We start from the raw sequence: 23778 nt of genomic DNA, 5'->3' as shown, positions 1-23778 counted from the left end.
GTTTTCCGAGATGTATTGATCACTTTTACTTAGTATTAACTATAATCTAGAAAGGTATGGGTATGTCTTAAATATTGTGTTAACTATAATTCACCACAAAAAATTCGCAATGTTGCTATTTTCATGGCGCAATCCTATTTGATTTATACAAGCAGAGCCGGTTGGCGGGTTGATGGATCGCAGTATAGTGGTCACCCGGCCGGTCTGAATTGATCAAGGAGATTTAAGATGCGGATCTGGACAAAGACTCTTCTCGCCGCTGCCGCCACCACCGCAATGGGCGCCGGCGCAGCATCGGCTGCAGACGCAGTCGTCAACACCCAGTCCTACGAGCCGACCCCGACGATGACCTACAGCGCCCCCAAGGCGAATAACTGGAGCGGTGCATATGTCGGTGGCGCCCTCAACTATGACTGGGGCACGTTCAAGAGCGGTGATTTCAACGCTTCCGGTTACGGCGGAACGCTGTTCGGCGGCTACAACCTTCAGGACGGTTCGGTCGTCTACGGTGTTGAAGGCGACCTCTCCAACTCCAGTCAGGAGCAGAGCGTTGGCAATGCTCATTTCGAGCAGGGCTGGAATGGATCGCTGCGCGGCCGCGTCGGCTATTCGTTTGACCCGATCCTGCTCTACGGCACGGCTGGTGTCGCAGCCACGGACACCAAGGCTGTCGATTATGCCTCCAGCGAAAACCAGGGTGCCTTCGGTTACACCGTCGGTGCCGGTGCTGAAGCCATGATCACCGACAACCTGTCGGCCCGTCTCGAATACCGTTACACCGACTACGGTGATCAGAAGTACAACCTCGCCTCTGGCAACTACAAGCAGGGCTTCGAGGAAAACACCGTCAAGGCCGGTCTCGCCTTCCACTTCTGATCTGATGCAGATCATTGTCGCGACAGCGACGCAAAAGCCCGCCGGGAAACCGGCGGGCTTTCTGCTGTTTCAGAGCTTTTCCGTGTTTCCGGATGGAAACCCGGATCCGGTTTTGCTGAAAACGCCCTAAACCTTCGGCCGGGTGTCGGCAAAGGCGGGAAAGCGTTCCTGAAAGGCGGCGGGCCATTCCGTCAGCCTGACATGGGCCTCTTCCCACTGGCCGGGAAAGCGGAGCATCAGATAGGCAAGCAGGCTCGCGAGGGCGAAGTGGCCGGCATTGAGCTTGTTGCCGATTTTCGGCGGATCTGCTTCGAGCACATCGAGGCCGCGCCGAACCTTTTCCCACTGACGCTCGACCCAGGGGCCATGCCAGGTTTCCGGCGTGCGGAAACGGGTTTCATAGACCACAAGCAGCGCCGCATCGGTAATGCCGTCGCAAAGGGCTTCCATCCGGTCCACCCGGGCGCGTTTGTCCGGTGCGTGCGGATAGATGTGAGCGTCGTCGCTGAGACAGTCCATGTAACGCATGATGACGCGACTGTCGAAAAAGGCCTCACCTTCTTCATTCGTCAGTGTCGGGATTTTACCAAGCGGATTGACTGCCAGCAGTTCAGGCGGGTTCTCAGGCGTGGCGACATGCACTTCCTCGATCGGCAGTGCAAGATATCGGGCGGCCATGCGAACCTTGGCCGAATATGGCGAGGCGGGCGCACAATAGAGTTTCATCATTTCAGTCTTCCTCAGTGGTGTGTTCACCCCTGATCCAGAAGCAGCGCTGGCCGGCGAAGCGGTCCTGGGCCAGAATGTCCTTCATTTCCGGCAGCATCGCATGCAGTTCCTGTTTCAGTGTGAATGGCGGGTTGACGATGATCATGCCGGTTCCGGTCAGGCCGGTCGTGTTGCGGTCGCTTTTGACCGACATTTCGGCGCAGAGGATTTTCGGGATTTTCAGCGCTTCGAGCGCACCATGAAATTCCTTGACCGGCGCGCCCTTTTTCAGCGGATACCAGAAGCAGTAGGTGCCGGTGGCAAAGCGGCGCCAGGCCCGGGCAAGGCCGACAACCATCCGGTCGAACTCGCCGTCGCGTTCGAAGGGCGGATCGACCAGAATCAGACCACGCCGTTCCTTTGGCGGCAGATGGCTGCCGAGCGACAGCCAGCCGTCAAGCTCGGTCACCCGGACCTGATGGTCGCCGGAGAACAGCGCCTGAAGGTGCCCGGCATCTTCCGGGTGAAGTTCGATGGCCGAAAGCCGGTCCTGTGGCCGCATCAGATGGCGGGCAAGCATGGGCGAACCTGGATAGCGGTTGATGCCGCCCTCGGGGTTCAGCGTTCTGACGCTTTGCAGGAAGGGGGCGAGCAGATCGGCAGTGACCGGCGTAAGCTCCGCTTCAAGCAGGCGGGCAATGCCGTCATGCCATTCGCCCGTCTTCTGTGCTTCCTCGGAGGTCAGATCATAAAGCCCGATGCCGGCATGGGTGTCGAGAATGCGGAATGCGGCCTCCTTGCGCTGAAAATAGCTGATCAACCGCGCAAAAATGGCGTGCTTGAAGACATCGGCGAAGTTTCCGGCGTGGTAGATGTGGCGATAATTCATGGATGGCTCGCTTCTCGCATCGCGCGACGCCGAAACGGCCCGTCGCGCCTCCGCTTCGTTCATAGGTGTGTGTCTGATGAAACACAAGTGGAGCCGCGGCGGGCCGTGACAGAGCGCCGCGGCATTGATATGAGCAGATGGACTGCAGTTTCGCAGCGCAGCACGGGAACCGGGCGCCAAATTGGCGTCAGAAACAGGACAGGACATGAGCGAAAAGACATCAGATCGCGTCACCATTCTAGAGACGACGCAGATTTATAGCGGCTGGACGACGCTCAATGCCTACCGGTTCTCCTATCTGAAGGCCGATGGCGGGACCTATGAGCTGACCTGGGAGGTCTGCATACGGCCTGAAGCCGCCGCCGTTCTGGTGTTCGACCGCGATCTTGGGAAATTCGTCTTTGTCCGCCAGTTCCGGATTCCAGTCTATCTGAGTACTGAGGGTGCCGGTTTTCTGCTTGAGGTCGCTGCCGGTCTCATCGACAAGGGTGAAGTGCCGGTCGAGGCCGCCCGGCGCGAGGTGATGGAAGAGACGGGCTATCGTGTTGACGATCTTCGCCATGTTGTCACCACCATAACCGCGCCCGGCGTGATGACCGAACATATCCACTGCTATGTTGCAATCGTTGATTCCAGCATGCGCGTGGCCGAAGGCGGCGGGCTGGATGATGAAAATGAGGATCTTGAGATCGTCACATTCGGCTTCGACGAGGCCATTGCCATGATCGAATCGGGTGAGATCACCGATGCGAAGACCGTCATCCTGCTGCAATGGGCGCAGCTCAACCGAAGCTTCTTCGAGGGGTGATCCGGATCGAACTCGGCAATAGGATTTAGTTAATTTTCTATCAAAAAGACATGGTTCATCTTTCACCTCCGCCTATGGGGCAATTTGAGTTGGAGATGACATGAAAGCCAACAATGATCGCGCCGGTACGTCAGGCACGTCCTCGTCTTCGGGGCCTGACGCGCCGCCCAAGCCGCCACGCTCAAGATTCTCGGCTGAGGAGACCAAAAAAAGGAACGAGGAGTTTCACAAGATGATGCGCGAGAAACCGGAGCAATGGAAGTCGTATTGGGAGGCCCGGAAATCGCATGACATGGATCGGCAAGAGCGGGCTGTGGCGGCTCTGAAACAGGCGTACCCTGAACCGAGCGCCATTCTTCAGGCGGACCAGCAGAAGGAGGCTGCCCGAAAGGCTGCCGAGGAAGCAAAGCGGGAAGCGGAACGCGAGGCGGCGAAGCTTGCTGCTTTGAAACTAGGCGATAAAACGTCAAAGTAAGGCCATGTGCCTGCAGCGCAGGGCGCAACGGCGATGCGCAGACAGGATGCCCCGTTAGCGGGGCATCGGAACCATTACGAGACGTAATCTATAGCGCGTTCCAAACCAGCCGTGCAGCACGGCCAAGCGCCAGCGGCCGGTCCATCTCAGTCGGAAAATTGCTCGGCCAGGATACGTTCGGACCAGGATCTGTTCGGATCCGACAGGACCTTGGCACGTGCATGGGTATCCTGTTCGATGCGGACATGCAGCACGCTTTTGACTTCCGTGTGATCCGCGACGGCATTGACCGGCCGCTTCTGCGGTTCCAGAACGTGAATATCGACGACCGAATTGTCGGGCAGGAGCGCGCCGCGCCAGCGCCGCGGCCTGAAGGCACTGATCGGCGTGATCGCCAGAAGCGGCGCCTCCAGCGGAATGATCGGGCCGTGGACGGACAGGTTATAGGCGGTCGATCCGGCCGGCGTTGCGACCAGGATGCCGTCGCAGGCCAGTTCCCCGAGCCGCTCCTTGCCGTCGATCTCGACCTTCAGCTTGGCGGCCTGATACGACTGGCGGATCATGGAGACTTCATTGATGGCCAGCGCGATGGAGGTCGTGCCATCGGCATTGGTGGTTGTCATCCGCAGCGGGCAGAGCGTGTTGATGTCGGCAACCGACAGGCGCTCGAGCAGATTGTCGGTGGCATAGTCATTCATCAGAAAGCCGACCGAACCGCGATTCATGCCATAGACCAGCTTGCCGGAATTCATGGTATCGTGCAGCACCTGCAGCATGAAACCATCACCGCCCAGAGCGACAATATAGTCTGCCTGCTGGACCGGCACGTTGCCATAAAGGGCTTCAAGCTCGCTCAGCGCCTTCTGGGCGTCTTCGGCATGGGAGGCGAGGAAACAGAGCGCGGGGCTGTGATCGGGCATGTATCTCTCTTCGCGTCGCGTATCGGCAAGGCCTGAACAGGTGTCTTCAATGCCATCCTTCGGTCATATAGCGAAGGGATATTGCCGTTTCATACGAAAATACAGGCGAAAGGATTAATTTTTTCGTTTTACAGCAGCGGCAAATCTGCTAGTGGGCTTGGCCAATGCCCTTGTAGCTCAGTTGGTAGAGCATCTGATTTGTAATCAGAGGGTCGCGGGTTCGAATCCTGCCGGGGGCACCAAAGCCGCGACTGGGCGCTCTTTTTACGCGTTTGCCGCGCTTCGAAGTGATCCGCCCGTGCGCCATTTTGACCAAGCGCAGCTGCTTGCCAAAATGCCGAGACAATTGCATGAAGTCACGCCCGGCTGGCGCCGACGCTTGTACGCATTAAACCCAACGGCCTGTGAAGAACGGCCGAGATGAATTGAAGGTATGAATATGCAGGTAACCGAAACGCTCGCTGAAGGGCTGAAGCGCGAAATCAAGGTCGTCGTTCCGGCTGATGATCTGAAGGCGCGGATGAACGAGCGTCTGGCCGAGGCTAAGGACAAGGTTCGCATCAATGGCTTTCGTCCGGGTAAAGTGCCGGTCGCGCATCTGAAGAAGCTGTATGGCAAGTCGATCATGGCAGAGCTCGTCAACGAGCTGTTGAACCAGAAGCCGCAGGAAGTCATCAGTGAGCGCGGCGAACGCGCTGCCGGTCAGCCGAAGATTGACATGACCGAAGATGAAGCTGAAGCCGAAAAGGTTCTCGCTGGCGAGGCCGATTTCGAATTCACTGTCGCTTACGAAGTTCTGCCGAGCTTTGAAGTTCAGTCGACCGAAGGCTTCAAGGTCACCCGTCAGGTGGTCGAGATTTCCGAAGAGGAAGTCGAAGAGCAGGTCAAGGCTGTTGCCGAGAGCGCCCGTTCCTATGAGACCAAGGACGGTGCTGCCGAAGACGGCGACCGTGTCACCATGGACTATGTCGGCAAGATCGACGGTGAAGCCTTTGAAGGCGGCACTGACAGCGACAGCCAGCTGGTTCTCGGCTCGAACCGCTTCATTCCGGGCTTTGAAGAACAGCTCGTTGGCGCCAAGGCTGGCGACGAAAAGCAGGTCAAGGTTACGTTCCCGGAAGAATATCCGGCAGCACACCTGGCCGGCAAGGAAGCCACTTTCGACGTGACCGTCAAGGACGTCGCAAGCGCTGGCGAACTTGAAATCAATGACGAGCTTGCTGAAAAGCTTGGCCTGGAAAGTGCTGAACGTCTGCGCGAAATCGTTCGTGAGCAGATCCAGGGCCAGTACACCCAGTTCACCCGCCAGAAGGTCAAGCGTCAGCTTCTCGACCTGCTGGACGGCCAGTATTCCTTCGAAGCTCCGGCTTCGCTGGTTGAGGCTGAATTCGAGAACATCTGGCGTCAGGTCAATACCGATCTCGAACAGTCCGGCAAGACCTTCGAAGACGAAGACACGACCGAAGAGGAAGCCCGTGCGGAATACCGCAAGCTTGCCGAACGTCGCGTTCGTCTCGGCCTGGTTCTTTCCGAAATCGGTGAGAAGGCTGGCGTCGAAGTGAAGGACGAAGAGCTGCAGCGTGCCCTTTATGACCAGATGCGTCAGTATCCCGGTCAGGAACAGGAAATTCTGAAGTTCTTCCGTGAAACGCCCGGTGCTGCCGCTTCGCTGCGCGCGCCGATCTTCGAAGAAAAGGTCGTCGACCACCTCCTCGAATCCATCGAAGTCACCGATGTCGTCGTCTCCAAGGAAGAGCTGATGGCCGACGACGAGGACGAGGCTTCCGACGCCAAGACCGAAGAAAAGCCTGCTGCGAAGAAGAAGGCACCGGCCAAGAAGAAGGCTGCTCCGAAGGCGGAAGCTGAAGCTGAAGAAGCACCCGCTGCCGAAGCTGCAGAAAAGAAGCCGGCCGCCAAGAAGAAGGCGCCGGCCAAGAAGAAGAAGGCTGACGAAGCCGCTTCTGAAGAATAAGGCTCATACAAACGGGTCTGGAAAAGCCGCCTTCGGGCGGCTTTTCGCGTCTCTGGCTCCTGTAAGCCGTGTCATTTGTATTTGCAGCGATCGGCGCTTCACAAGGGGAAACTCTGTTTGTCTGGGGCGGTTGAAGCCGATCGACAGGTCGATCTCAAGATTGTCATCAAGGCAGTTTTCCCGCGTTTGAAACACCAAATCGGCTTTGACCGTCATTCTCCCTTCGGCGAAAAGATATCTTCCATGGATGCGTTGACGGGTCTGGCAATATATTCTCCGTCTTTGAAATAGACGTGCAGGATCTTGCCGGCGTTGCCGTTCGATCCTGCTGACCAAACCCGGAAATGGGGTGCGTTGAATCTATCGTAATTCGGGATTCTGTTTTTCGGCTGAATGAGGTATGATTTGGCAGCATTTTTTGACATGCTATCGACCAGTTTCTTCAGCGCGGGTTCATAGGTGTAGTGCCAGCCCGATGTCTTCGCACACAGCACGGCATTAGGCGGTAGATCCTTGATCTCGTCCTTGTGGGGGAAGGGCGTTTTCTCCGGGACAAGAAAATTGAAATCTTTCGGTATGAAGCGCGCTATGTTGCGTCCGGCATGCGTTTCGAAGGTTGACGTGGAACCAGTCTGGCTCGCTTCGAGCAGATTCTCGGCCACGGTGCCGAGTGTGCGCGATTGCCAGCCGGCCTCTATCAGCTTTGCTGTGAGTTTTTCTATCTTTTCTTCGTGGGATAAACGCACGGAATTCTGGCGAAGATTTTCAGAACGTTGTTGCGCTTTGTTGGCTCTCTCGAGCATGAGTTTCCGGATTTTCAGCTCACGCTCGCTCCCTGAACTCTCGAGCCCTAGCCGTTTTCTGCCCAGATTGCTGGCGGTTCCTCCAGGCTTGCGGGAAGCATCGGGGCCGGCTGTTCCCATCTCATTGGCGGTTTTGCTGTACAGGGCGCTCAGGGATTGACCTTGTTGCGCAGTCGAAGCGGCTTGCTTGGCCCTGTTGACGGAATCTTCGACTGCGACTTCGCTCCAGGTAGAGTGTGGCCATTGATTGCTATTCGGTATTGATGCGAGCGGGGTAGATCCGCTTTGCGAAGGGATATTGGTGAGCATAACTTTTTTACCTTCAGATTTTATAGTGAGTAAAATATAGACGACTCGATTTAAGATTAAAGTTAATATTGACCCATTTTTACTTGTGTAAATATGCAGATGAATGGCTGATCTATACCTTTCTGCAGGTCGCAGCGCGGACCTCGGAGAGGGCGCAGTTGGGCTGCGTCCTCAGGAACGACTTCACTTTTGGCTGTCAGGCTGATGTCGAGAAAGGGCACAGGCGTTAAAGACGCTGGTGCGGGTTGCCACGCCCTTCCGGGGGGCAGTTGTGCGGAAACATGGTGGAAGCGGCTTCAGCGTTTCGCGCAGGCCACGGGCCGGGGCAAGGCTATCGGGCTTGCCCTCGTTCCCCGGTTCGGTGGTGCGAGTGAAGCCGCTGTCGGCGGAGCGGCAGGGCACGGAGTGCCGTGCTTCCGACTGGACGCACAAGATCTCTCCGGCCGGTAGAGATGACGCGTTGGTGGTGCGGATGAGTGGGTCTAGAAAAGGCCGTTTCGCAAGATCGATGAAGCGATTGCGGGCACTGGAACAGGCGCAGGCAGGTGAGCTCTGCCCCTGTCATGTCTCATGGCGCTTGGTGCGCAGCTATTGTCGACCCCTGAGGCCTGTCAGCCGTCTTCGCCCTTCAGCTGAACCATGCGGTTCCAGGCATCGAGGCCGGCGATCTTGTATGCTTCGGCGAGTGTCGGGTAGTTGAAGGTATTTTCAACGAAATATTCGACGGTGCCCTTCAGGTTCAGCACGGCCTGGCCGATGTGAATCAGCTCGGTAGCGCCTTCGCCGACGATGTGAATGCCGAGCAGACGATGGGTCTTCAGCGAGAAGATCATCTTCAGCAGGCCGTTCTGAAGGCCCATAATGTGCCCGCGCGAGGTCTCGCGGAAAAAGGCGACGCCGCATTCATAAGGGATGCCGCGCTGCTGCACTTCTTCTTCGGTCATGCCGCAGGTCGACATTTCCGGAACCGCATAAATGCCATAGGGGAAATATTGCGGCGGTTCTTCCGCCGGTGCGCCAACGGCATGGCGGGCGGCGATGCGGCCCTGTTCCATCGAGGTCGAGGCAAGGGCTGGGAAGCCGATCACATCTCCGGCGGCATAGATGTTGGGAACCGCTGTCTGGAAGGTAATCGGATCAACCTTGAGGCGGCCGCGATGGTCTGCCTCAAGGCCGACCGCCGAAAGGTTTAGCGTGTCGGTGGCGCCCTGGCGGCCGGCGGCGAACAGCACGGATTCGGCCAGCAGCGTCCGTCCGCCCTGCAGCGTCACGCGGCATTTGCCCGAGGGGTCGATCTCGACCCCTTCGGCCCCCTGACCGAACAGCAGCTTGATATTGCGGTCACGCAACTGCGCTGTGAAATTGAAGCGGATCTCGCTGTCGATGAAATCAAGCATGGTGTCGCGCGGCTCGACCACCGTCACCAGCGTGTCGAGCGCGGAGAAGATGGTGGCATATTCGATGCCGATAACGCCCGCACCGACGACCACCATCGAACGCGGAATCTGCTGGATGTTGAGCAGCTCGTCGCTGTCGAGCACTTTCTGGCCGTCAAAGGGAATATGCGGCGGACGGTAGGGGCGGGTACCGACGGCAACCAGCACCGACTTGGCGTGGACACGCTGGATCTCGCCGGTATCCTTTTCAATCTCGATGGTGTTGGCATCGATGAAATGGGCAAAGCCGCGAACCTGATCAACGCGATTGCGCTCGAACTGCCATTCAAGCACGTCGATTTCGTAATCGAGTGTCTTGAGCAGGCGTGCGCGCAGATCGTCGGCGGTAATGTTGTGCTTGACGCGATAGGAACGGCCATAAAAGCCGCGTTCACGCCAGCCGGTCAGGTTCAGCACCGTTTCGCGCATCGTCTTCGACGGGATTGTTCCGGTATGTACCGAAACCCCGCCGATCTGCGTACCCTTGTCGATGACAAGCGTCTTCTTGCCAAGCTTGGAAGCCTGGATGGCGCCGCGACGGCCAGCAGGTCCGCTGCCAATCACGACCAGATCGTAAGAATCCATAAAACTACCCCGATGAATTTGAAAAGGAATGGAATAGGTTTGCCCCGGTTTTGATTATTGCACAGATATTCCTCTAATCTAACGGTTTCATTAAAGGTTCGGGCTGGCGCAAGGGCTGGTTCTAGATCAGCCGCAGTCCTCTAAAGCTGACATGACCATCCTTGCCGATGATGATGTGGTCGTGAACGGTGATCCCGAGCGGCTTGGCACTGTTGATGATGGTCTGTGTCATGTCGATATCGGCGCGCGAGGGCGTCGGGTCGCCGGATGGGTGGTTGTGGACGAGGATGATGGCGGTGGCCGAAAGGTCGAGGGCGCGCTTGACCACCTCACGCGGATAGACCGGCGTATGATCGACCGTGCCGATGCCCTGGATCTCGTCGGCGATGAGCTTGTTGCGCTTGTCGAGAAACAGGATGCGGAATTGCTCGCGGGTCTCATGCGCCATGGCGGCCGTGCAATAGTCGATCACCGATGACCAGGAGGCGAGGATCGGCCGCTCCTTCAATGTGCTCTTCAGCGAGCGCTGGGCGAGCGCCGAGATCAGCTTCAGGTCGGTGGCAACCGCTTCGCCAATGCCGCTGACCTCCTGAAGCAGTTCTGCCGGTGCGCCGAAAACACCGGCGAGTGAGCCGAACCGATCAAGAAGAGCCTTGGCGATCGGCTTGGTGTCGCGGCGCGGGATCAGACGGAACAGCATCAGTTCCAGGATCTCGTAATCGGCCAGTGAATCGGCGCCGCGTTCGCGGAAGCGGTTGCGCAGCCGGTCGCGGTGGCCGTGGTAGTGGCTTCCGGCAGCCGCCTGCAGGGCGGCCGTCGCTCTTTGCTGTGCATGCGGTTTTTCGGCCGGCTGCTCGGCGAAAAAGTGGCGCTCATCCTGCTCCTCCTGTTCGACCGAGGAGGGCTCCGAAAATGCTCCGCCATGCTGTGTCTCTGGCCGTTTGACCATCAAAGGCAATCCCTCAGGATAGCGGCGGCAGACCCGGCCGGTCCTGGCCTGCAGCGGAAAGGGTGAATATTTCACAGCCGTCGGCAGTGACGCCGACACAATGCTCATACTGGGCGGTCAGCGAGCGGTCCCGCGTCACCGCCGTCCAGCCATCATTGAGAACTTTCACATGCGGCTTGCCGAGGTTGAGCATCGGCTCGATGGTGAAGATCATGCCTTCCTTCAGAACCGGCCCGTCTTCAGGATGGCCATAATGCAGGATGTTGGGCGTGTCGTGGAACAGTCTGCCGACCCCGTGGCCACAGAAATCGCGGACCACCGAGCAGCGTTCGGCCTCCGCATAGGTCTGGATCGCCGCGCCGATTGCGCCGGTCCGTGCCCCGGGTTTGACCGCAGCAATACCGCGCAGCAGCGATTCATATGTGACTTCGAGCAGCCGTTCCGCATTGCGCTTGATCGTGCCGACCGGATACATGCGGCTCGAATCGCCGTGCCAGCCGTCTTTGTAGTAGGTGACATCGACATTGACGATATCGCCTTCGCGCAGCGGCTTGTCGTTGGGCATGCCATGGCAGACGACATGGTTGATGGATGTGCAGCTGGAGTATTTGTAGCCACGGTAATTGAGCGTGGCCGGCACGACGCCGTGGTCGAGGCCGAATTCCAGAACGAAACGATCGATTTCTGCCGTTGATACGCCGGGCTTTACCAGATCTGCCAGGCCATCAAGGCAGGCCGATGTGATGGCGCAGATCGCGCGCATCGCTGCAAATGCTTCCTCGTTGTAAAGCCGGATCGAGCCGTCATTCCTCAGCGGCGCTGTCGCCGCGTCAACATAAGTCACCATTTCACTATCCAATCACGCGGCTTGGCGCCGCATTCCATTCCAGCCCGACTGTATCATGCGCTGTGATGCTGTCACGTCTTACGCGGCATTTAATGGCATAGGCCTCAACGCCAGCGTCAAGCGCGGCCGCGAAAGCCCGAGCATAGGCCGGGTCCATGTCGGTTGCAATTTTGAACATGCTGCAATCGTCTCTCTGGATGAGATACAGCATAGCTGCACGTTTTCCCGATGCCACCATAGCCGAAAGTTCAGTGAGATGGCGGGTGCCGCGCTCTGTCGGCGTGTCGGGAAATTCGGCCAGACCTTTCTGCCGGATGAAATGGACATTCTTCACCTCGACGTAAAGATCCGGGCGATCCGGATCACTCAACAAAAGGTCAATCCGGCTTCTGAGGCCATATTTCTGTTCGCGCCGCAGGCTCGGATAGGACGCAAAGTCCGAGACGAGCCCGGCCGCGATGGCTTCCTCGGCAAGGCGGTTCGGCATGCCGGTATTGATGCCGACAATGGTGCCGTCCGCCTCGACCAGTTCAAGACGGAAGGGATATTTGCGCTTTGCCACGTCATCGCGCGAAAGCCAGATGCGTGACCCTGGCTCCGTCAGTCCGGCCATCGAGCCGGTATTGGGACAGGAACCGGTTATCGCGCTGCCATCCGCTTCAAGAACGGCATCAAACAGAAAGCGCTTGTAGCGTCGCACCAGGCGGGCAGGGATCAGGGGCGGGTCAAAGATCATGTCTGAGCCTTAGCTTTTTCCCGACGGGACGAAAAGTGCAAGATCACGGAAATGTAACTTGTTTTCGAAGATACGAATATTAGTATATAAATGATCCAGCCGATGTTGCTGGCCGGTTTTGGAGGAAACGACCATGTACCAGATTGCGAAGACGCTGTCCGTAACCCTTGGCTGTGGCCTGCTGGCGCTTTCGGCCCTGACCGCTGCGCCCGTGACGGCCTCAGCCGAAACCCTGACGCCGGCTGCGGCCGACGCGCTCAATCGCGCACTGGCCGATGAGTATCACGCTGAAGCCTTCTATGCGGCGGTGATTGATGCCTATGGGCCCGTCCGCCCCTTCACCAATATCATTGAGGCTGAGCGCACCCATTCCGCCGAGGTTTCCGCGCTGATGGAAGCCTATGGCATTCCGGTCCCTGCAAATGAACAGCTCGGTGCTGAAGAGATTGTCTCGGCCGTTCCGGCGAGCCTTGCGGCCGCCTGTGCCATTGGCGTCCAGGCCGAGATCGACAATGCCGCCCTTTATGACAATGAGCTTCTGCCAGCTGTTGCCAGCTATCCTGATATCACGACGGTGCTGACTGCGCTGCGCGACGCGTCAGAGACGAAGCATTTGCCGGCATTTTCACGCTGCGCCCAGCGGTAAGGGTTCTTGCCTAACGCTGCCAAAAAAGGCACTCTCCGGCGCGGAAGCGGATTTGCTGCCGTTTCCGCACCGGATCTGCAAGGAGCGACAAGCATGATGCCTGATAAGTGGCGTAAACTGGCCATGGCCCCGGTTTGGGCCCTTGTTCTGGTGATGCCTTTCGGGCTTGCCTCCTGCGCAACACCGCCATGCGATCAGCCGGATATCTGTGACACGCCCAATGGCGCGCTTCCGCAGCTGACTGAAGAGCAGATCACCCAGATGCAGAGCGATCTCGGCGCGCTTGCCGGGGACAAGGCGCAATAGTGCCTTTCATCCGTCAGTTTCCGCTTTGCTAAAGAAAACTTGCGCATTGTCATCGGTGAGGCGTAAAGAGAAACGGAATTTTTGGATTTTTGCCCCAAAATTGACGCAAGTGCGAAGAATTCTTGCGTCAGGACATGCCAGAATGCTCCGCTTTCGATGATCCTGCGAAAAGGATCGCAACATAGCTCTCATGAGGACGACGATGGAAGAGTTTCATAAGGTTCGGCGTTTGCCGCCCTACGTTTTCGAACAGGTTAACCGTTTGAAAGCGAGCGCGCGAGCCGCCGGGGCCGACATCATCGACCTTGGCATGGGCAATCCCGATCTACCCACTCCGCAGTCGATCGTCGACAAGCTCTGCGAGGTCGTGCGCGATCCGCGTACCCACCGCTATTCATCTTCGAAAGGCATTCCGGGCCTGCGCAAGGCCCAGGCGAATTACTACGCCCGCCGTTTCGGTGTGAAGCTCAATCCCGACACCGAGGTCGTGGCGACGCTCGGCTCGAAGGAAGGCTTTGCCAATATGGCGCAGGCGATCACCGCGCCGGGCGATGTGGTTCTGTGTCCCAATCCGACCTATCCGATCCATGCTTTCGGCTTTCTGATGGCGGGCGGCGTGATCCGCTCCATGTCGGTGGAACCGGATGACAGTTTCTTTCCGCCGCTGGAACGCGCCGTGCGCCACTCGATCCCCAAGCCGCTGGCGCTGATCATCAACTATCCGTCGAACCCGACGGCCCATGTTGCATCGCTCGACTTCTACAAGGAAGTGATCGCCTTTGCCCGCAAGCACGAGATCATCGTGCTGTCTGATCTTGCCTATGCAGAGATCTATTTCGGCAATGAGCCGCCGCCATCGGTTCTGCAGGTCAATGGTGCAAAGGATGTGGCGGTGGAGTTCACCTCCATGTCCAAGACCTTCTCCATGCCGGGCTGGCGGATCGGTTTTGCCGTTGGCAATGAGCGGCTGATTTCGGCGCTCACCCGGGTGAAGTCCTATCTCGATTACGGTGCCTTTACGCCGATCCAGGTGGCCGCGACCCAGGCGCTCAACGGTGATGGCTCGGATATTGCCGAAGTGCGTTCGATCTACAAGAATCGCCGCGATGTCATGCTGGACAGTTTTTCCAAGGCTGGCTGGGATGTCACCGCACCGGAGGCAACGATGTTTGCCTGGGCGAAGATCCCGGAGGCCTTTGCCCATCTCGGATCGCTCGAATTCTCTAAGCTTCTGGTGGAAAAGGCCGATATTGCGGTCGCGCCGGGTGTTGGCTTTGGCGAGCAGGGCGATGATTATGTCCGCATCGCCCTTGTGGAGAACGAGCATCGCATCCGTCAGGCGGCCCGCAACCTGAAACGTTTCCTGGCTTCTAACGATAGCGACACACATAATATTGTGTCTCTCGGCGCACATCGCTAAAAGAGTGGCGGTCGCATAAGCGGCCGCCATGAAATTTCGGCCAGTAGGATTGACTGATGGCAGATGCCTTGAAAATCGGCGTCGCCGGTCTGGGGACCGTCGGCGCCTCGCTTGTGCGTATTATCCATGAACGGCAGAACAGCCTTGCCGTTGCCTGCGGACGCCCGATCAAGGTCGTGGCTGTCTCGGCTCGCGACCGAACAAAGGATCGCGGTGTCGATCTTTCCGGCATGACCTGGTTTGACAGTGCCGCTGAAATGGCACGTGTTGCCGATATCGACGTGCTGGTGGAACTGGTTGGCGGCGCGTCCGGCATTGCCCGCGAAGCGGTCGAGGCGGCGCTGGAACGCGGTCTGCATGTGGTGACTGCCAACAAGGCGCTGCTTGCCGATTGCGGGGTCGAATTGGCAACGCTGGCGGAAGACAAGGGCGTGCTTCTGAACTTCGAAGCCGCCGTTGCCGGTGGTATTCCGGTGATCAAAGCCATTCGCGAATCGCTGACCGGCAACAATATTTCACGCGTTTACGGCATCATGAACGGCACTTGCAATTACATCCTGACGCGGATGGAACGCGAGGGCCTGTCTTTCGATGCCTGCCTGAAGGAAGCGCAGCGTCTCGGTTATGCCGAGGCTGATCCGACCTTCGATATCGAGGGCAATGACACCGCGCATAAGCTGGCGATCCTGACGTCACTTGCCTTTGGCTGCCAGATCTCTGCCGATGATATCTATCTCGAGGGGATCTCCAATATCACGCTCGAGGATATTCAGGCGGCGTCCGAGCTTGGTTACCGCATCAAGCTTCTGGGTGTCGCCCAGCGCACCGAAGGCGGTATCGAGCAGCGTGTGCATCCGACCATGGTGCCGCATGACACGGTCATTGCCCAGGTGGATGGCGTTACCAATGCCGTGGCACTCGAATCAGATGTTCTCGGTGATCTGCTGATGGTCGGCCCCGGCGCTGGCGGTAATGCCACGGCGTCTGCCGTGCTTGGCGATATCGCTGATATCGCCAAAAGCCGGCCCGGCGAACAGCGTGTTCCTGCCCTTGGGCGTCCGGCACGGTCGCTGGAACCCTATCGGCGTGCACGGATGCGCAGCCATGAGGGCGGCTATTTCATCCGCCTCCGCGTGGTTGATCGCATCGGCGTAATTGCCGCCATTGCGCGGCAGATGGCCGAGAACCAGATCTCGCTCGAATCGATTGTCCAGCACTCGACCAATGGCAATCTCGATCAGCCGACCAAGACAATCATCCTTGTGACCCATGCCACGACCGAACAGTCGGTGCGTCAGGCCGTCAGCGCGATCGAGGGTGAGGGTTATACGGTGGCTCAGCCGCAGGTCATCCGGATTGAGAAGCCCTGACGGCAAAGCCAGGCCCTGCATCACCAGCGGGCAGATAAGGGGCCGGCGCAGGCCCTCATGCCAGATGGGCAGTGCCCATCTGGCCCGACCATAAGCAGATGTTCCAGGCGCAGCCTTCCGGGGTGCAAAGGCTGTTCACATGGCGTTCATGGAACATGTTTAATTCTTTGCGTCAATATAGTTGACAGTAAGGAATGGTCATGTGGGATTTTATCTCGTTCGGCGCGATAATCAGGATCGAAACGCGAAATCGTACAGGGCGTCAGGCAGGGGGGCGTGGGTTTCTTGATCGGAACTGGACGCTGCTGCTGATCTTTCTCGGCAGCCCGGCGTTTTTCATCTTCGCGATTATTGAATTTATCCGGTGGCTATGAAGCGATTATGCACCGTGAAGCGAGTTGGCGCTGCCTGGCTGACTATTCGCTTGAAAGTCGCCGGACTTGTGATATGGGAATGTTAGCAAATGTGAATGTATCACAGATGTCGAGCGGAGCAGACTAAATTGGTCGGAATATATGCGATGGTTGCGCTAACATTGCGATTTCTATCGGCGTGCTGCCGGCGGATATGTGGCGCCGCAAGTCTGCTTGACAGGAACTGGGCGATCATCCTGACCATCGCCGGCAATCTGTTGTTTTTTACCGCAATCGCCTTGCTGCTGATTTAGCTGCTTGCGGCAAAGCGGGTTACTTTTGCCGCGAAATGACGCTAAACCATCGCTTTATGTCCCTATTCGGGAAGCGGGGAGCGATCGTGACGGACAGCAGCGACCGAAACGTGAAGAAACAGCGGGCATTCCTGGGTGTCGAGCAATCGGCGGCCGGGTTCCGCTGGGTTGCGCGTCTTGATGCCGCTGGCGAGAACCGCGCATTGGCGATAGCACAGCATCAGGGTATTTCGGAGCTCATCGCCCGGGTTCTTGCCGGACGGGATGTGGCGATCGAGGCAGCCAAGGATTTTCTCAATCCGACGCTGCGCCAGCTGATGCCGGATCCATTGACCCTGACGGATTGTGATGCGGCCGTCGAGCGGCTGGTGGCGGCCGTACGCAAGCATGAGAAGGTGGCGATCTTCGGTGACTATGACGTGGATGGCGCCTGCTCATCGGCGCTGCTGTACCGGTTTCTGCGGCATTTCGATCTCGAGGCGGAAATCTACATCCCTGACCGTATTTTCGAAGGCTATGGACCGAATCCGGCCGCCATCGAAAAGCTTATCGAGGGCGGCGCGCAGCTGATTGTGACGGTTGATTGCGGCTCGACGAGCCATGATTCTCTGGCGCGAGCGGCAGAGCTCGGTGTCGATGTTGTGGTTATCGATCACCACCAGGTTGGTACCGCGCTTCCCGAATGCCGCGCGCTCGTCAATCCAAATCGCGATGATGATCTTTCAGGGCAGGGGCATCTCTGTGCGGCTGGCGTCGTCTATCTGGTCATGGTTGCCACATTGCGTGCGCTCAGGCAGGCGGGCGACCGGCGGGCGCAGACGCTTGACCTGCTCGCCTGGCTGGATCTGGTCGCACTCGCCACGGTTTGCGATGTCGTGCCGCTGAAAGGGCTGAACCGTGCCTATGTGGTCAAGGGCCTGATCGTGGCGCGCAGCCTTTCCAATACCGGCCTTGCCGCGCTGTTCCGGGTCGCCGGGCTGAGCGGTCCGGTAACGCCCTATCATTTCGGTTTTCTGGTCGGGCCGCGAATCAATGCGGGCGGGCGGATCGGCGATGCGGCGCTCGGCAGCCGGCTTCTGACCATCAGTTCCGAGGATGAGGCGGGCCAGATAGCCGCACAGCTCGATGATCTCAATCGCCAGCGCCAGGCGATCGAGGCGGCCATGCTGGCTGAGGCGGAAGCCGAAGCGATTGCCGAGTTCGGCACAGGTGAGGGGGCCGGCGTGATCATTACCGCGCGGCAGGGCTGGCATCCGGGTGTGGTTGGCCTTCTGGCGTCGCGCCTCAAGGACCGGTTCCAGCGCCCGGCCTTTGCGATCGCCTTTGACGCATTTGGCCGCGGAACCGGCTCCGGGCGCTCCATTGCCGGCTTTGATCTCGGCAGGATGGTGCGCAAGGCGGTGGAGGCGGGCCTGCTGGTCAAGGGCGGCGGCCATGCCATGGCGGCCGGGCTGACGGTCGACAAGGCCAAGCTCGGGGCTCTCAGGGGCTTTTTCGAGGCCGAGGCCCATGATCAGGTTCTCAAACTGGCTTCCAATGCAACGCTGAAGCTTGATGGCGCGGTAAGCGCATCAGGGGCGACGCTGGAACTGGTTGACCGGCTGGAGCAGGCTGGCCCCTTCGGCGCCGGCCATCCGCAGCCTGTCTTCGCCGTTCCCGACCACAAGCTCCGTGATGCCCGCGTCATCGGCGCTGGTGGCCATGTGAAAATCACACTTGAATCGCTGGATGGCCGTCATCTTGATGGCATTGCCTTTCGCGCTGCGGAAAAGCCGCTCGGTCAACTGCTCCTGTCATCGCGGGGGCAGCGGCTTCACGTTGCTGGCTCATTTTCCGGCGATTACTGGCAGGGCTCGCGCCGGGTTCAGTTGCGCGTGACGGACGCGGCGGAGCCGCGCTAGAGCGCCGTGCGCCCGTTTGGACGCGCCAGGACGCCCAATCTTATTGAATCGACGCACGTTCTTTTCGAAAATCGATTTCGATTTTCGAGCCGATTCACAAAGGCGCAAAGCGCGAAATATTGTTTTGAAATTTGCTGCGCTGGTACGCCCTAGGGGAATCGAACCCCTCTTTCCAGAATGAGAATCTGGCGTCCTAACCGATAGACGAAGGGCGCATCGCGGGATCCGCGCTGCGGTGTGGCGTCAGCCGCCTCGATGATCGAGGGAGGTGGTTGGCGTCAGGAGACAAGTGGCACGCCCTAGGGGAGTCGAACCCCTCTTTCCAGAATGAAAATCTGGCGTCCTAACCGATAGACGAAGGGCGCATGCCTTGTGCAGGGCGGCTTATAGTGAACCTTAAGCCGTCCAGCAAGCGAAAACTTCACTTTGAAGGAAATCCTTCAAGCCATTTTTCCCGGTACCGAAATACCAGTCGAAATGGCACGCCCTAGGGGAGTCGAACCCCTCTTTCCAGAATGAAAATCTGGCGTCCTAACCGATAGACGAAGGGCGCGTGCGTCTCGCTGGGCGCCCTTATAATCAGGCCTGCGCAGTGCTGCAAGCGCAAAAAGCCACTTTCTTCAAAAAAATGACAAGTGTGAAGAAAAACTTTCAGCCCGACGTAATCGGTTGATTTGAAAAAGAAAATGGCGCGCGACGCCAGACGGTACCGCGCGCTTGTGCCGATGTTTTACCAGCTTCCGGTGTTGCCCATCGAAATCCAGGGCTCTTTCGGCTCCATATCGCCGCCTTTCTGGATCAGCTCGATGGAGATTCCGTCCGGTGAACGGACAAAGGCCATGTGGCCGTCACGCGGTGGCCGGTTGATGATGACGCCATTGTCGGAGAGTTTCTGGCACAGCGCATAGATATCCTGCGTGCCGAAGGCGAGATGGCCGAAATTACGGCCGCCGCTATAGTCTTCCGGATCCCAGTTATAGGTAAGTTCGATCTTGGGCACGCGGTCACCTTCTGCAGCCTCCATATCGGCAGGTGCCGCAAGAAAGATCAGCGTATAGCGGCCCTTTTCATTTTCGATACGGCGGACTTCCTTCAGTCCGAGAAGTTCGCAATAGAAGTGAAGCGAAGCGTCGATATCCGTGATTCGGACCATGGTGTGGAGATATTGCATAGGGTCTTCCAGTTGTGGTCTGCTGCGTTGAACGGTGTTGATGTCGCGATGCGATGCAGTCTTGCATCAACGATGCCGGGTGCTAGATGTTTTCCTAGCAAAGGGAATCAGCTAACCTCATCGTGATCTTTTTCAAGGAGCGGGGCAAGAATGGCCGAGCGGTCTTCATCAGATAAAGGCTTTGAAGCCTGCGAAGAAGCTTTCGAGCCGACTGATCTGGTTGAGATCACAGGCGTCGTCAAATGGTTCGATGTCGGCAAGGGCTTCGGCTTTATCGTCCCAGACAATGGCAGGGGAGACGTGCTTCTTCATATCACCTGCCTCAGGCGCGATGGCTATCAGACCATTCTTGAAGGGACCCGTGTGGTCGCGCTGATTCACCGTCGCGAGCGCGGTTTTCAGGCCTTCCGCATTCTGTCGATGGATCAGTCAACCGCTGTGCACCCATCGCAGCTTCCGCCTGTAAAGACCCATGTCCAGGTGGAGGCGACCAGCGGGCTTGAGCGCGTTATCGTCAAGTGGTTTAACCGCGAGAAGGGCTTCGGCTTTCTGACGCGCGGTGAGGGCACGGAAGATATCTTTATCCACATGGAAACGCTGCGCCGCTTTGGCATTACCGAGCTTCGCCAGGGACAGAGTGTGCTGGTGCGTTTCGGCGACGGTGCGAAAGGTTTGATGGCTGCCGAGATCCATCCCGACGATCCGACGGGCAGAGGGCGTGCGCATTAACGTCTGATGATGGTGGTTCCGGTTTCGCGCTGATCTGACCGATCACCCGTTCTCTCTTCACCTGAAGCGATTTTTTCCGATCGCCTGTCTTCATCTTTTGCCTGAAAGGTTGCCGGATGTTGCGTTTTCTTGCGGTCTCGCTGATTGCATTTCTGCCGTTCTGGGCCGTCGCATCGGCGCAGGAGCCTGTGAGCTTCAAACAATCGACCCTGGTGCTGCACACCGCCAGTGGTGACCACGATCTGAAGATCGAGGTTGCCAGGACCGCGAAGCAGCGCGAACGCGGGCTGATGTATCGCGACACGCTGGACGCCGATTATGGCATGCTGTTCGTTTTCGGTGATACCCAGCTGGTTTCGATGTGGATGGCCAATACGCGCATACCGCTCGACATGCTCTTCATCGACAAGGATGGGGCGGTCGCGTCCATCTATGCCGGGGCTGAACCCTATTCCGAACGGATCATTTCATCGGGCGGGCCGGTCGCCTATGTGCTGGAACTGCCTGGTGGCGATGCCCACGCCTATGGCGTCGCCGCTGGCGACACGGTCAGCGGGCCCGATATCGGCGGCAAATGAACGGGCCTCAATTGGCTTGGATCATTTTTCCTGTTGCGATCATCGTTCGTTCAGTGTATCCGGGCCACGTCTTTGGCGGAGTGTAGCGCAGTCTGGTAGCGCATCTGGTTTGGGACCAGAGGGTCGGGAGTTCGAATCTCTCCACTCCGACCATTTATCCTTTTGAAATTACGGTTTTTTCGATTTCTGTTGCTGGCAAGCGCTTTTCGCGCGAGTGCATCGCGGGTGCGCGGAGCCTTTTGTGCGTGTGGCTTTGTAGCCTCTCCACGATCAGTTCTGTGGCGCGCATCGGTTCTTCGAGATAGTCAGGATCGAATTTTTCATACCAATCCGTGGTTCTGGAGCCGATCAGAAGCATTCCGCCCGCAGAGGCCGAAGAACGATACTATGCCACGCTGGACGCACCAGCGTTGGCCGCATGACCTAAACCAGACGGTCTCCGGCAAACCCGGCGCGGTTCGATTCGTCACTGAAACTCGATGTGCTCATGGTCGCCTGCTTACCTCATTGTTAGGCAGCAAGGCGTCTACAATTCGCGGGGCTATTCATCAGGCCATGCTGGGTCATTTCTCCGTGGCAATCAACAATATGCCTCTGCAAGATTACGAATTGTTATAACGTTTCATTTTGATGCTGTTTCCGCAATTTCTCGCCGCATTTCTGTTCCACATCCAAGGCCAGTTTCAGGCATGCGGTCGGAAGGACGGAAATGCGGCGATTGAGAGCAGACCGGCATCTGAGGATCGTGGTGGCGACGGTGTTGTTTGCCGGTTTGTCGGTGATCATGGTTGGTGGCATGCTCGGCGCAATCCACACCCGGTTCAGGAGCGGTGGCAAAGCGGTCAGCCGCGGTGTGGATACAGCGGAGCTTGCGGCGATGCGTGGCAACCGGTTGCCGCCGCCGCCGGATGGAGCGACCTGGCCGGGTGCGGTCAACATCGCCCTGCAATCGTCGGATGGCCGGACAGCGCTTTACGACTATCGACTCGTCGAGATCGACCTCGATCCTTCGGGTTCCGGAACGCCCTTTCGGCGCTCGCTTCCGTTGCTTTTGCCAGGCGATGGCGCGCAGAAAGGCAGCGGAGAATTTCTCGCAAATCTCTTTCTCCGTCATGCCAAGGCGCCTAATGTGCTTTCCGACCGGCCGGTTAACGCCATCCGTGCCTATCCGTCGCCACCCGCCGCAGCGGTGCGCGAGATCGATTCCTTTCCCCAGCAACCCGCTTCGCTGATGTCCTATCTCCGCAAGGCGGGGGTGACACCCGGTGATCTCCTTAATCTCTCCAGCGCGCTTGAGAACTGGCAACTGCTGCCGGGCGATACGCTTGAACTCTTCGTTGATCCGGCGAATGGCGATCTCCTGCTGGCGCGACGCAGTCACGACGGGGCGCCGATCTGGAGCATGGTCCGGACCGACGACGGTGAATTCGTAGCGAGCGCCGATCCGGGGCTGCTCGCCATGTTCAGGCGCTCGGCCCGGCTCTCGGCGCCACCGGATGGCGTGAGCTCCGTCGTGATGGCCGAACCCGAGAGCGGCAGTCTGAAGGACGGGATCGGAAAAAGCGTCGCGGACACCGGCCTACCGGATAATGTCGCCAGTGCATTTTTTGAACTTGCTTCAGAAAACGGCATCGCCTTCGACGGCAAGGGCAAGGCCGGCGATCGTATTGATCTGCTTTATCGAAGCCTTGCCGGCAACGACGGCGCAGCGGAACTCGTCTATGCGGCGGCAACGCTCGACGGGGCTACCCACCGTTTTTTCCATTTTCGTCATGCTGCCGAGAGAACGGATGATTATTTCGATGAGGGAGGCCAGTCGGCCACCGTGTTCCTGACGAAAAAGCCGGTTCCCGCCGGTCGCAAGGGTGATGGCTTCGGCTGGCGCATGCATCCCGTGCTGCATGTCCGCAAATTTCACGAGGGAAATGATTTTCCCGCGCCCATGGGCTCACCTATTCTTGCCGGCGGTGATGGCACTGTCGAGCGTATTTCCCGCGAGGTGGGGTATGGGAAATATGTCCGTATCCGCCATGACCAGGGCTATGAAACGACCTATGCGCATCTCTCTGAGGCGGCGCCGTCGCTTAAGGTCGGCGACCGTGTGCATCAGGGGGATGTGATCGCCTATGTCGGTTCGACCGGCTATTCCACCGGACCACATCTCTATTACGAGCTGAAGGTCGACGGGCACTATGTTGATCCCAGCAAGCAGCATCTGCATGCGGGAACGATCCTTCATGACGATGCACGGCTTGCCTTCGACAAAACGGTCTCGCGCGATGCCGAGATTCTCGACCGCTTCCGTCGCCCCGATCTCTGCGACGATGTGCTGACCGCTGCCGATGTGAGCAGGGCGGTGCCTGCCTGCGCACCGCCGGACCTGCCGTCATCGCCCATAGCCGCAATCGCTTCCTCCGCTCTTGCCTTTGACAGCAATGATGACGGGGCGCGGCAAAACTGAACGGTTGAGATCAGTGGCTTTCGGCTTTCGAATATCTGAACAGCCCGGTTGCGGGCTTCTGGCAGATATTTATTCGTCGAGCTTACGTCTCACGAGTCGAGGTCTCCGGCAAATCCGATGCGCTCCAGTTTACGGGAGATGACAACTGGCAATAGCACGCCTTACTGCAGGGATGCTGCTCTGCGGCGTTTGGACCCCGGCTGCATTCATTGCGTC

General features: G+C 58.2%; 24 protein-coding genes and 5 tRNA genes. 15 read left to right on the top strand and 14 right to left on the bottom strand.

Annotated elements, in window-relative coordinates:
* Positions 1–228: 228 nt before the first annotated feature.
* Positions 229–876: an outer membrane protein gene (locus tag HCK86_RS04240; RefSeq protein ID WP_176083226.1), complete on the top strand. Its 648-nt coding sequence runs from the start codon at positions 229–231 to the stop codon at positions 874–876.
* A 126-nt stretch (positions 877–1002) separates the two neighbouring features.
* Here the strand turns inward: HCK86_RS04240 and HCK86_RS04235 are convergent, their stop codons facing one another.
* Positions 1003–1602, bottom strand: coding sequence for a glutathione S-transferase (locus HCK86_RS04235; protein ID WP_176083495.1), 600 nt, complete (start codon positions 1600–1602; stop codon positions 1003–1005).
* 4 nt (positions 1603–1606) lie between these two features.
* On the bottom strand, positions 1607–2473 hold the full coding sequence (locus HCK86_RS04230; RefSeq protein ID WP_176083225.1) for a 23S rRNA (adenine(2030)-N(6))-methyltransferase RlmJ: 867 nt from the start codon (positions 2471–2473) through the stop codon (positions 1607–1609).
* 205 nt (positions 2474–2678) lie between these two features.
* On the opposite strand from HCK86_RS04230, the gene HCK86_RS04225 reads away from it, so the two are divergent.
* Positions 2679–3281, top strand: coding sequence for an NUDIX hydrolase (locus HCK86_RS04225; RefSeq protein ID WP_176083224.1), 603 nt, complete (start codon positions 2679–2681; stop codon positions 3279–3281).
* 100 nt (positions 3282–3381) lie between these two features.
* Entirely contained in the window at positions 3382–3756 is a 375-nt protein-coding gene (locus HCK86_RS04220; protein WP_176083223.1) for a hypothetical protein, read from the top strand.
* Between the two features lie 146 nt (positions 3757–3902).
* Here the strand turns inward: HCK86_RS04220 and HCK86_RS04215 are convergent, their stop codons facing one another.
* On the bottom strand, positions 3903–4676 hold the full coding sequence (locus tag HCK86_RS04215; RefSeq protein WP_176083222.1) for an NAD kinase: 774 nt from the start codon (positions 4674–4676) through the stop codon (positions 3903–3905).
* 166 nt (positions 4677–4842) lie between these two features.
* Between HCK86_RS04215 and HCK86_RS04210 the strand changes: the two genes are divergently transcribed.
* Together HCK86_RS04210 and tig are read left to right on the top strand one after the other, a co-directional pair.
* Positions 4843–4918 (top strand) — tRNA-Thr (locus HCK86_RS04210).
* Between the two features lie 197 nt (positions 4919–5115).
* The gene (gene tig, locus HCK86_RS04205) at positions 5116–6648 is read left to right on the top strand and encodes a trigger factor (RefSeq protein ID WP_176083221.1); all 1533 of its coding nucleotides are present in this window, start codon (positions 5116–5118) and stop codon (positions 6646–6648) included.
* Positions 6649–6651: 3 nt separating this feature from the next.
* Here the strand turns inward: tig and HCK86_RS04200 are convergent, their stop codons facing one another.
* From HCK86_RS04200 to sfsA, 6 genes are all read right to left on the bottom strand, one after another.
* Positions 6652–6864, bottom strand: coding sequence for a hypothetical protein (locus HCK86_RS04200; RefSeq protein WP_176083220.1), 213 nt, complete (start codon positions 6862–6864; stop codon positions 6652–6654).
* Positions 6861–7760, bottom strand: coding sequence for a hypothetical protein (locus HCK86_RS04195; RefSeq protein WP_176083219.1), 900 nt, complete (start codon positions 7758–7760; stop codon positions 6861–6863). The genes HCK86_RS04200 and HCK86_RS04195 overlap by 4 nt, the downstream gene beginning before the upstream one ends.
* A 611-nt stretch (positions 7761–8371) precedes the next feature.
* Positions 8372–9781: a Si-specific NAD(P)(+) transhydrogenase gene (sthA, locus tag HCK86_RS04190; protein ID WP_176083218.1), complete on the bottom strand. Its 1410-nt coding sequence runs from the start codon at positions 9779–9781 to the stop codon at positions 8372–8374.
* A gap of 121 nt (positions 9782–9902) precedes the next feature.
* Entirely contained in the window at positions 9903–10730 is an 828-nt protein-coding gene (radC, locus tag HCK86_RS04185; RefSeq protein WP_176083217.1) for a DNA repair protein RadC, read from the bottom strand.
* 13 nt (positions 10731–10743) lie between these two features.
* A complete protein-coding gene (gene map / locus HCK86_RS04180) occupies positions 10744–11577 on the bottom strand; it encodes a type I methionyl aminopeptidase (protein ID WP_176083216.1) in 834 nt (277 codons plus the stop codon).
* 4 nt (positions 11578–11581) lie between these two features.
* Positions 11582–12313 (bottom strand): DNA/RNA nuclease SfsA, encoded by a 732-nt coding sequence (gene sfsA, locus HCK86_RS04175; protein ID WP_176083215.1) that lies wholly within the window; start codon positions 12311–12313, stop codon positions 11582–11584.
* Between the two features lie 133 nt (positions 12314–12446).
* On the opposite strand from sfsA, the gene HCK86_RS04170 reads away from it, so the two are divergent.
* The 6 genes from HCK86_RS04170 (at position 12447) to recJ (ending at position 18623) form a co-directional block, all read left to right on the top strand.
* Entirely contained in the window at positions 12447–12959 is a 513-nt protein-coding gene (locus HCK86_RS04170) for a DUF2202 domain-containing protein (RefSeq protein WP_176083214.1), read from the top strand.
* 93 nt (positions 12960–13052) lie between these two features.
* Positions 13053–13265 (top strand): hypothetical protein, encoded by a 213-nt coding sequence (locus tag HCK86_RS04165; protein WP_176083213.1) that lies wholly within the window; start codon positions 13053–13055, stop codon positions 13263–13265.
* 202 nt (positions 13266–13467) lie between these two features.
* The gene (locus HCK86_RS04160) at positions 13468–14685 is read left to right on the top strand and encodes an LL-diaminopimelate aminotransferase (RefSeq protein WP_176083212.1); all 1218 of its coding nucleotides are present in this window, start codon (positions 13468–13470) and stop codon (positions 14683–14685) included.
* A gap of 56 nt (positions 14686–14741) precedes the next feature.
* The gene (locus HCK86_RS04155) at positions 14742–16055 is read left to right on the top strand and encodes a homoserine dehydrogenase (protein WP_176083211.1); all 1314 of its coding nucleotides are present in this window, start codon (positions 14742–14744) and stop codon (positions 16053–16055) included.
* 200 nt (positions 16056–16255) lie between these two features.
* Positions 16256–16429 (top strand): hypothetical protein, encoded by a 174-nt coding sequence (locus tag HCK86_RS04150; protein ID WP_176083210.1) that lies wholly within the window; start codon positions 16256–16258, stop codon positions 16427–16429.
* Positions 16430–16808: 379 nt separating this feature from the next.
* Positions 16809–18623, top strand: a complete 1815-nt coding sequence (gene recJ / locus HCK86_RS04145; RefSeq protein ID WP_348641039.1) for a single-stranded-DNA-specific exonuclease RecJ — start codon at positions 16809–16811, stop codon at positions 18621–18623.
* 140 nt (positions 18624–18763) lie between these two features.
* Here the strand turns inward: recJ and HCK86_RS04140 are convergent.
* The 4 genes from HCK86_RS04140 to HCK86_RS04125 form a co-directional block, all read right to left on the bottom strand.
* Positions 18764–18838, bottom strand: a tRNA-Glu gene (locus HCK86_RS04140).
* Between the two features lie 75 nt (positions 18839–18913).
* A tRNA-Glu gene (locus HCK86_RS04135) sits at positions 18914–18988 on the bottom strand.
* Between the two features lie 113 nt (positions 18989–19101).
* A tRNA-Glu gene (locus tag HCK86_RS04130) sits at positions 19102–19176 on the bottom strand.
* Positions 19177–19353: 177 nt separating this feature from the next.
* Positions 19354–19794 (bottom strand): VOC family protein, encoded by a 441-nt coding sequence (locus HCK86_RS04125; RefSeq protein ID WP_176083208.1) that lies wholly within the window; start codon positions 19792–19794, stop codon positions 19354–19356.
* Between the two features lie 150 nt (positions 19795–19944).
* Here HCK86_RS04125 and HCK86_RS04120 point away from each other — a divergent pair, with 150 nt between their 5' ends.
* From HCK86_RS04120 to HCK86_RS04110, 3 genes are all read left to right on the top strand, one after another.
* Positions 19945–20523 (top strand): cold-shock protein, encoded by a 579-nt coding sequence (locus HCK86_RS04120; protein WP_176083207.1) that lies wholly within the window; start codon positions 19945–19947, stop codon positions 20521–20523.
* A gap of 116 nt (positions 20524–20639) precedes the next feature.
* Positions 20640–21101, top strand: coding sequence for a DUF192 domain-containing protein (locus HCK86_RS04115; protein ID WP_176083206.1), 462 nt, complete (start codon positions 20640–20642; stop codon positions 21099–21101).
* Positions 21102–21177: 76 nt separating this feature from the next.
* Positions 21178–21254 (top strand) — tRNA-Pro (locus HCK86_RS04110).
* A gap of 1 nt (position 21255) precedes the next feature.
* Here HCK86_RS04110 and HCK86_RS04105 read toward each other — a convergent pair.
* A complete protein-coding gene (locus HCK86_RS04105; protein WP_176082968.1) occupies positions 21256–21459 on the bottom strand; it encodes a hypothetical protein in 204 nt (67 codons plus the stop codon).
* 351 nt (positions 21460–21810) lie between these two features.
* Here HCK86_RS04105 and HCK86_RS04100 point away from each other — a divergent pair, with 351 nt between their 5' ends.
* Positions 21811–23562 (top strand): M23 family metallopeptidase, encoded by a 1752-nt coding sequence (locus HCK86_RS04100; protein ID WP_176083205.1) that lies wholly within the window; start codon positions 21811–21813, stop codon positions 23560–23562.
* The last annotated feature ends 216 nt before the right edge of the window (positions 23563–23778 follow it).

This window comes from Martelella sp. HB161492, assembly GCF_013184775.1.
GTDB lineage: Bacteria > Pseudomonadota > Alphaproteobacteria > Rhizobiales > Rhizobiaceae > Martelella.
This window is presented reverse-complemented; position numbering and strand designations above follow the sequence as displayed.

Bases quoted from the DNA above. Each gene is read 5' to 3' on its own strand.
- HCK86_RS04240 (WP_176083226.1), top strand. From the start codon at position 229: ATGCGGATCTGGACAAAGACTCTTCTCGCCGCTGCCGCCACCACCGCA.
- HCK86_RS04235 (WP_176083495.1), bottom strand. From the start codon at position 1,602: ATGAAACTCTATTGTGCGCCCGCCTCGCCATATTCGGCCAAGGTTCGC.
- HCK86_RS04230 (WP_176083225.1), bottom strand. From the start codon at position 2,473: ATGAATTATCGCCACATCTACCACGCCGGAAACTTCGCCGATGTCTTC.
- HCK86_RS04225 (WP_176083224.1), top strand. From the start codon at position 2,679: ATGAGCGAAAAGACATCAGATCGCGTCACCATTCTAGAGACGACGCAG.
- HCK86_RS04220 (WP_176083223.1), top strand. From the start codon at position 3,382: ATGAAAGCCAACAATGATCGCGCCGGTACGTCAGGCACGTCCTCGTCT.
- HCK86_RS04215 (WP_176083222.1), bottom strand. From the start codon at position 4,676: ATGCCCGATCACAGCCCCGCGCTCTGTTTCCTCGCCTCCCATGCCGAA.
- tig (WP_176083221.1), top strand. From the start codon at position 5,116: ATGCAGGTAACCGAAACGCTCGCTGAAGGGCTGAAGCGCGAAATCAAG.
- HCK86_RS04200 (WP_176083220.1), bottom strand. From the start codon at position 6,864: ATGACGGTCAAAGCCGATTTGGTGTTTCAAACGCGGGAAAACTGCCTT.
- HCK86_RS04195 (WP_176083219.1), bottom strand. From the start codon at position 7,760: ATGCTCACCAATATCCCTTCGCAAAGCGGATCTACCCCGCTCGCATCA.
- sthA (WP_176083218.1), bottom strand. From the start codon at position 9,781: ATGGATTCTTACGATCTGGTCGTGATTGGCAGCGGACCTGCTGGCCGT.
- radC (WP_176083217.1), bottom strand. From the start codon at position 10,730: ATGGTCAAACGGCCAGAGACACAGCATGGCGGAGCATTTTCGGAGCCC.
- map (WP_176083216.1), bottom strand. From the start codon at position 11,577: ATGGTGACTTATGTTGACGCGGCGACAGCGCCGCTGAGGAATGACGGC.
- sfsA (WP_176083215.1), bottom strand. From the start codon at position 12,313: ATGATCTTTGACCCGCCCCTGATCCCTGCCCGCCTGGTGCGACGCTAC.
- HCK86_RS04170 (WP_176083214.1), top strand. From the start codon at position 12,447: ATGTACCAGATTGCGAAGACGCTGTCCGTAACCCTTGGCTGTGGCCTG.
- HCK86_RS04165 (WP_176083213.1), top strand. From the start codon at position 13,053: ATGATGCCTGATAAGTGGCGTAAACTGGCCATGGCCCCGGTTTGGGCC.
- HCK86_RS04160 (WP_176083212.1), top strand. From the start codon at position 13,468: ATGGAAGAGTTTCATAAGGTTCGGCGTTTGCCGCCCTACGTTTTCGAA.
- HCK86_RS04155 (WP_176083211.1), top strand. From the start codon at position 14,742: ATGGCAGATGCCTTGAAAATCGGCGTCGCCGGTCTGGGGACCGTCGGC.
- HCK86_RS04150 (WP_176083210.1), top strand. From the start codon at position 16,256: ATGTGGGATTTTATCTCGTTCGGCGCGATAATCAGGATCGAAACGCGA.
- HCK86_RS04125 (WP_176083208.1), bottom strand. From the start codon at position 19,794: ATGCAATATCTCCACACCATGGTCCGAATCACGGATATCGACGCTTCG.
- HCK86_RS04120 (WP_176083207.1), top strand. From the start codon at position 19,945: ATGGCCGAGCGGTCTTCATCAGATAAAGGCTTTGAAGCCTGCGAAGAA.
- HCK86_RS04115 (WP_176083206.1), top strand. From the start codon at position 20,640: ATGTTGCGTTTTCTTGCGGTCTCGCTGATTGCATTTCTGCCGTTCTGG.
- HCK86_RS04105 (WP_176082968.1), bottom strand. From the start codon at position 21,459: ATGCTTCTGATCGGCTCCAGAACCACGGATTGGTATGAAAAATTCGAT.
- HCK86_RS04100 (WP_176083205.1), top strand. From the start codon at position 21,811: ATGCGGCGATTGAGAGCAGACCGGCATCTGAGGATCGTGGTGGCGACG.